The sequence below is a fragment of the Bacillus haikouensis genome (assembly GCF_013179555.1).
Classification (GTDB): domain Bacteria; phylum Bacillota; class Bacilli; order Bacillales; family Bacillaceae_B; genus Rossellomorea; species Rossellomorea haikouensis_A.
The window spans coordinates 1-6,172 of the sequence record NZ_JABMCR010000238.1; the positions used below are offsets into that span (position 1 = coordinate 1).

Genomic DNA, 6,172 nt, shown 5'->3' on the forward strand with positions numbered 1-6,172 from the left:
CGTTATCGACTTCAATTTGAACGACATGATTATTTCGCACACTCCGGTCAAGGACGACAATCGGAAACCCTTCGCGGGCAGAATCAAGGATGGTTTCGTCATCGATGTTATGAGCAAGTATGATGACGCCGTCCACACGTTTTTCCCTGAGGAATTTTACTGCGGTGGATTGAGCACCGCCGATCGAACTGCAGGCGATCAGGTCATATCCGTTTGTTGATGCGACATCCTGGACTCCTTTTATTAATTCAGAGTAATAGGGACCTGACAGGTCACTGAGGATCAATGCGATTGTATTCGTGCTCGTCCGTTTAAGGTCGGAAGCGAGCCCGTTTTTTTGGTAATTTAATTGTTTTGCTGCAGCCAAAACTTTTTGCCGTGTTTCCTCGCTGACCTTCGGGCTGTTGTTCAGCGCATACGAAGCAGTGGAAACTGCGACACCTGAGAGCTTGGCTACGTCTTTAATGGTTGCCATGTGTTCACATCCTCTTAAAATAAGACAAACCCTTATCATTGTTGTGTTCTAATACATTATACAATTATTGGTATGGATTGAAAGCGTTTTATTAGTTTTGGTGATTTCCATATCTGATAGAATAGACCACTGTTTCATAAGGTCTCAGTATGTTAAGTTTTGATGGGTGAACAGCTGAATCGGAATAATTGCTGATCATTAATTCGGTATCGGCATTTAGATACTCGGATGGAAGCGCTAATTCAGGACTTCCGCCATAAAAATTCGCAATGATGAGAAGTTTTTCGCTTCCTGATGTTCTCGTATAAGCGAATATTTCAGAATGATCTTCCAAAATCAGCTCATATTTACCATCTACGATGATGTCGTGTTCTTTTCTTAGCTGAATCAGTTTTTTATAATGGTGAAAAATGGAATCTTTGTCCCTTAGAGCGTCTTCTGCGTTAATTTTCTTGTAGTTTTCATTCACTTCAAGCCACGGTGTCCCGGTTGTGAAGCCGCCGTGAAGACTGGAGTCCCATTGGAAAGGTGTCCTGGCGTTATCCCGTCCTTTTACAAGAATCGATTTCATAATGACTTCATGGGGAACGCCTTCCGATATTTTTTCGTTATAGTAATTGATCGTTTCGATATCCCTGTAGTCGCGGATATCATCGAGAACGATGTTGGTCATTCCGATTTCTTCTCCTTGGTAGACGTATGGAGTTCCCTGCATCATATGAAGGAGGGTAGCAAGCATCTTCGCCGATTCAACACGGTACTCGCAGTCATTTCCCCATCTGGATACGATTCTCGGCTGATCGTGGTTGTTCCAATACAAACTGTTCCACCCTTTTTGATGAAGCTCAGTCTGCCATTTGCTCAGTGTCTTTTTTAAATCCAGTAAATCCAAGGGTTTCAACGCCCATTTTCCTTTTCCTTCAATTTCGTCAAGCGACATATGCTGAAATGTAAAGACCATATCGAGCTCATTCCGACCTTCCCCGGTATACAGCTTTGCCGTTTCAGGAGTGGCAGAAGGAGTTTCCCCGACGGTTATGGTCGGTTGGCTGGACAGAACCTCTCTATTCATTTCATGCAGGTAGTCGTGAAGCATAGGCCCGTCGGTCAGTGTCTTGTCATCGATCTCTTTCCCGATTAAATCGATCACATCCATACGGAAGCCGCTGACTCCTTTATCGAGCCAGAACTTCATCATCGTATAAAGATGTTTTCTGACATCATTGTTATGAAGGTTGAGGTCCGGCTGCTTTTTACTGAAAAGATGAAAGTAGTACTCACCGGTTGCGTCATCATATTCCCATGCCGGCCCGCTGAAAACGGAAGTGATATCACTCGGGGGACCATTATCGCTGCTTTCTCTCCATACATAATAATCACGGTATGGGTTTTCCTTCGATTTACGTGATTCGATGAACCATGGATGCTCATCGGACGTATGATTGATAACTAGATCCATCATAATATGGATGTCTCTTTTGCTGGCTTCTTCAATCAGCCTGTCCATATCCTCCATCGTACCGAAATCACTCATGATTTCATAGTAATCGCTGATATCATAGCCATTATCGTCATTCGGTGATTGATACACAGGACTGAGCCAGATGATATCGATCCCTAAAAAAGCGAGATAATCAAGTTTCTCAATGATACCGGGAATATCCCCTATCCCGTCTCCATCATGATCGTTAAAACTGCGTGGATATATTTGATAGACTGTTGATTGGTGCCACCATTTTTTATTCATAAATCCTCCTAATGTGCTTTGGCTTTGTCGTTTATTGCCGGGTGAGGGGAGAATGCTTTGGTGCCGGACCAGATTTGTGGAGATGTTTCTGTCACAAAAACTTATAATTGTACCAGGAACAAAACCGCCGATTCGTGCCTGGCACCAAAAATTCAACCTGAACCTGGTTCAAAATAAACCAAATGGTGCCCGGCCCATCTCAACGAAATGAATCCCGCCACCATTCAAGAAACAGAGTGTACCAGGTGCAAAACAAGGCTAGTGTACCAGGTACAAAACAAAGTCATTGTACCAGGTACAAAACAAAGTCATTGTACCAGGTACAAAACAAATCAGTGTACCTTGTAAAAAACTCTCCCGCCTTTACCTAAACAATCTTACTTAATCCCCGACATTGTAAATCCTTCCACAATATACTTCTGGAAGAAAGAGAAGATAATGATGATCGGCACAACCATAAATGCAGCGCCTGCCATTTGTAACCCAAAGTTATTGGCATATTGACCTTGCAGAAGGGAAAGTCCTACAGACAATGTATATAGACTCTCATCATTCGCGATGATCAGCGGCCATAAGAAGCTGTTCCACGCACCGATAAAAGTAAGGATACCCTGCACCGCAAAGATCGGTTTCGCAATCGGCACGATCAATCGGAAGAAGATATAAAATTCCCCGGCGCCATCGAGACGGGCTGCTTCGATTAAATCTGTCGGAATCGTCGTCATGAACTGTCTGAACAGGAAGATACTGAAGGCAGCAGCAAGTCCAGGAAGTACGATACCTGTCATTGTATTCGTAAGACCCATTTCATTTAAAATCAAGTAAACGGGAATCATTGTCACCTGTGCCGGGATCATCATCGTAGCCAGCACAATGTAAAAGATTTTTTCCTTGCCTTTGAATTGATACTTTGCAAATCCGTAGCCGGCCATGGCGTTGAAGAATAAACCGACAAAAGAGAAAAGAACAATGATCAAAGTGTTCCGTAAATAGATGCCGAAGTTCATGCTTTCAAACAGATTGACGTAGTTTTCGAGCGTCGGATTTTCCGGAATCAATGTCGGCGGTATTTGCAGGACTTCGCTTTCAGGTTTGAATGAACTTGAGATCATCCAGATGAAAGGAACAGACACGATGATCCCCCCCAAAATCAGCAAGGTGATTACAAATAGCCGTTCCATTTTAAATGTTTTCATAATTTCAACCCCGATACTGGTAAATTTTAAAACTTAGTATTCTGTATCAGATTTTCTAATCTTAAATTGAACCAACGTAATGACGATGATGAACACGAACAAGATGAATGAACCTGCTGCTGCGTAACCAAATTCACTGAACTGGAAGCCTCTTTGATAAATAAACAGCGCCATTGAAATCGTTCCATCCAACGGCCCGCCGTTTGTCATGACGAATGGCTCCTCGAAGAATTGAAGCCAGCCGATCAGAGTTGTAACGGTAACGAAGAAGGTAGCGTAGCGCAACAATGGGATCGTCACATTCCAAAGAACCTGCCAGCGGTTGGCACCGTCCATTTCTGCTGCTTCATAATAGGATTTAGGAATGCCCTGCAGTGCAGCGAGAAAGATGATCATGTTGATCCCGATCCCCTTCCATACAGCTAAAACAATCAACGATAGTTTGGCAATCGTTGGCTCTCCTAACCAAGGAATCTTCTCTGCATCCAGTAATGATAGTAAATAGTTAAATAGTCCATACTCCGTGTTATAGAGGAATCCCCAGATGACTGCAACTGCGATGATGTTTGTGATAGAAGGCATATAGTATACGCCTCTGAACACAGTGAACAGCTTGCTTGTCCCGTAATTGAGGAGCAGTGCGATCCCTAAAGAAAAAACAATGACGAGGGGAACTCCGATGATGACATAGAAGAACGTATTGTATATAGATTTATGAAACAGTTCATCCGAAATCAATGCAGAGTAGTTCTCCAGACCGATAAAGTTCACATTTGACCAATTGGCTAGTCCTGCCAAATCCAAATCAGTGAAACTGATAAGAAAGGCCACAATGATCGGAACAATACTAAAAACTGCTAAAATGATCACTGCAGGGGCAATAAACACGTATGGATGTTTATTTGTTCTCAAGCTTTTTAATCCATTGCTCATGATATCCCACCTAACTAAAACACCGCGCAAGGGTTATTTTAAAAATGGAGTTAAGGCAATCCCTTATGGGGATGTGCCTGTAACTCCAGCTTTCTTCCTTATTGTAGCGAATGCTTTTTAGTATTTTAAAGAATTGTCCAGCTCCGGGGGCGGCTAGCCCCTCGAGACGTTTCAGTCCGTCCAGTGAAGTCAAAGAACGACTTCACCGGCCGGACTTCCAACGCTTGTCGGGGCTGGTCGAGCCGCCTCCGCTTTTTGTTTTTATTCTACGATTTCGTTTGCTTTTTTGTTGAATTGTTCGAGTTCTTTATCGATATCTGCATCGCCGACGGTGATTCTTTCAATGGAAGAAAGGAATTCCTGGGCGATTTTTTCAAATTCTTTGATCTGTGGTGATGCTTTTGTGTTTTCGAGTTGCTTACCGAAAACGGATAGTAATGGATCTTCTTTCAGCTTAGGCTCTTCCCATGCTTCTGTGCGTGAAGGAAGAGTGTTGGAAATTTCAAGCCATTCCATTTGCGTTTCTACCTCGTTCATATAAGAGACGAATTTGAGTGATTCATCAACATTTTCAGAGTTGTGAAAGATCGAAAGGTTCGATCCGCCCATGCTTGAAGTGTTTGTTTCTTTCTTCGGCATTTCCGCTACAGCCCATTTGTCTTTCAGGTCAGGCGCCTGGTCGTTAATGATATTGATCATCCAAGGACCGCTGAAGAACATCGGTTTCGATCCGCTCTTGAACGCTTGTACGATATCGATTCCTTCTGCAGTGGGGCTTAATCCTTCTTTGAAGTAGCTTGCATAGTATTCAGTTGCTTCTTTAAATTCAGGACTGTCGAAATTCATGTTGTCCTTGCCTTCGAACTCATATCCATTTTGCCAAGCAAAGATGAAAGGAGTGATCTGGTCATTTCGGTCAATATCAAGTCCGTACATGTCATCTCCTCTTGCATTCAGCTTTTCAGCTGCATCTTTCATTTCATCCCATGTAGCAGGAGCTTTGTCATAACCGACTTCTTTCAATAGATCTGTACGATAGTATAAAACACGTGTATCGATGTACCATGGAACTCCGACGATTTGATCGTCATATTTCATAGAAGTAACGGAACCTTCGAAGAAATTCTCAGGCTTGAATTCAGGATAATCTTCTAAATGAGGTGTTAAGTCCAATAGAGCACCAGCGTCAGCGAATTCAGGCACCCATGTCGTACCTAATTGAAGAACGTCCGGGCCGTTGCCTGAAGCAACGGCTGTCAGAAGCTTATCGTGGGCGTTGCCCCAAGGAATCGCTTGTACTTTTACTGAGATATCCTTGTTTTCTTCTTCAAACTTAGACGCCATTTCTTTCAGTTTCTTGCCTTCTTCACCCATTGCCCAGACGGTAATTTCTTTTTTGCCGTCCTTTGACTCACCGCCGCCTCCACAGCCTGCCAGTGCAGCAGATAAAGCCAGCATAGCGACTAGTAACAGTGTCCACGTTTTCTTTCTCATTCTCCCATCTCCATTCAATTATTATTGTATTTTCTTCAAAATGGTAAAGCATGCCAGAGGAATCCCCGTTGTCAGTATGCGTAAAAGTGATACAAGGAAATCACTCAAGTTTATTGAAACGTTTCGATGACTATATTATAATCAAACGTGAATCCGCTTTCAACCACTTTTTAAAAAAATAGTTTTCTAATCATGGACGAGACCCGGATAAAAAAGTTTATACCTGTAAAACACTTATGAATATAGGTTTATGGAATTTTTTCAGATTGGATATCTGTATTGACTATAAGTTGTATTAGCCTTATAATTCGACTCAACTGTTAATTG

At 42.6% G+C, this 6,172-nt stretch carries 5 protein-coding genes; all 5 read right to left on the reverse strand.

Going from position 1 to position 6,172, the window contains the following annotated elements:
• Window positions 1–475, reverse strand: a 475-nt coding sequence (locus HP456_RS18250; protein ID WP_172253738.1) for a LacI family DNA-binding transcriptional regulator, incomplete at its 3' end; no start/stop codon positions are given.
• A 91-nt stretch (window positions 476–566) separates the two neighbouring features.
• Window positions 567–2,222 carry a glycoside hydrolase family 13 protein gene (locus HP456_RS18255; protein ID WP_172253740.1) on the reverse strand — a complete coding sequence of 552 codons (1,656 nt, stop codon included), beginning with the start codon at window positions 2,220–2,222 and terminating at the stop codon, window positions 567–569.
• Window positions 2,223–2,599: 377 nt separating this feature from the next.
• Entirely contained in the window at window positions 2,600–3,418 is an 819-nt protein-coding gene (locus HP456_RS18260; protein WP_172253742.1) for a carbohydrate ABC transporter permease, read from the reverse strand.
• 33 nt (window positions 3,419–3,451) lie between these two features.
• Window positions 3,452–4,351 carry a carbohydrate ABC transporter permease gene (locus HP456_RS18265; RefSeq protein ID WP_172253744.1) on the reverse strand — a complete coding sequence of 300 codons (900 nt, stop codon included), beginning with the start codon at window positions 4,349–4,351 and terminating at the stop codon, window positions 3,452–3,454.
• Between the two features lie 261 nt (window positions 4,352–4,612).
• Window positions 4,613–5,845 (reverse strand): sugar ABC transporter substrate-binding protein, encoded by a 1,233-nt coding sequence (locus HP456_RS18270; RefSeq protein ID WP_172253746.1) that lies wholly within the window; start codon window positions 5,843–5,845, stop codon window positions 4,613–4,615.
• Window positions 5,846–6,172: the final 327 nt, after the last annotated feature.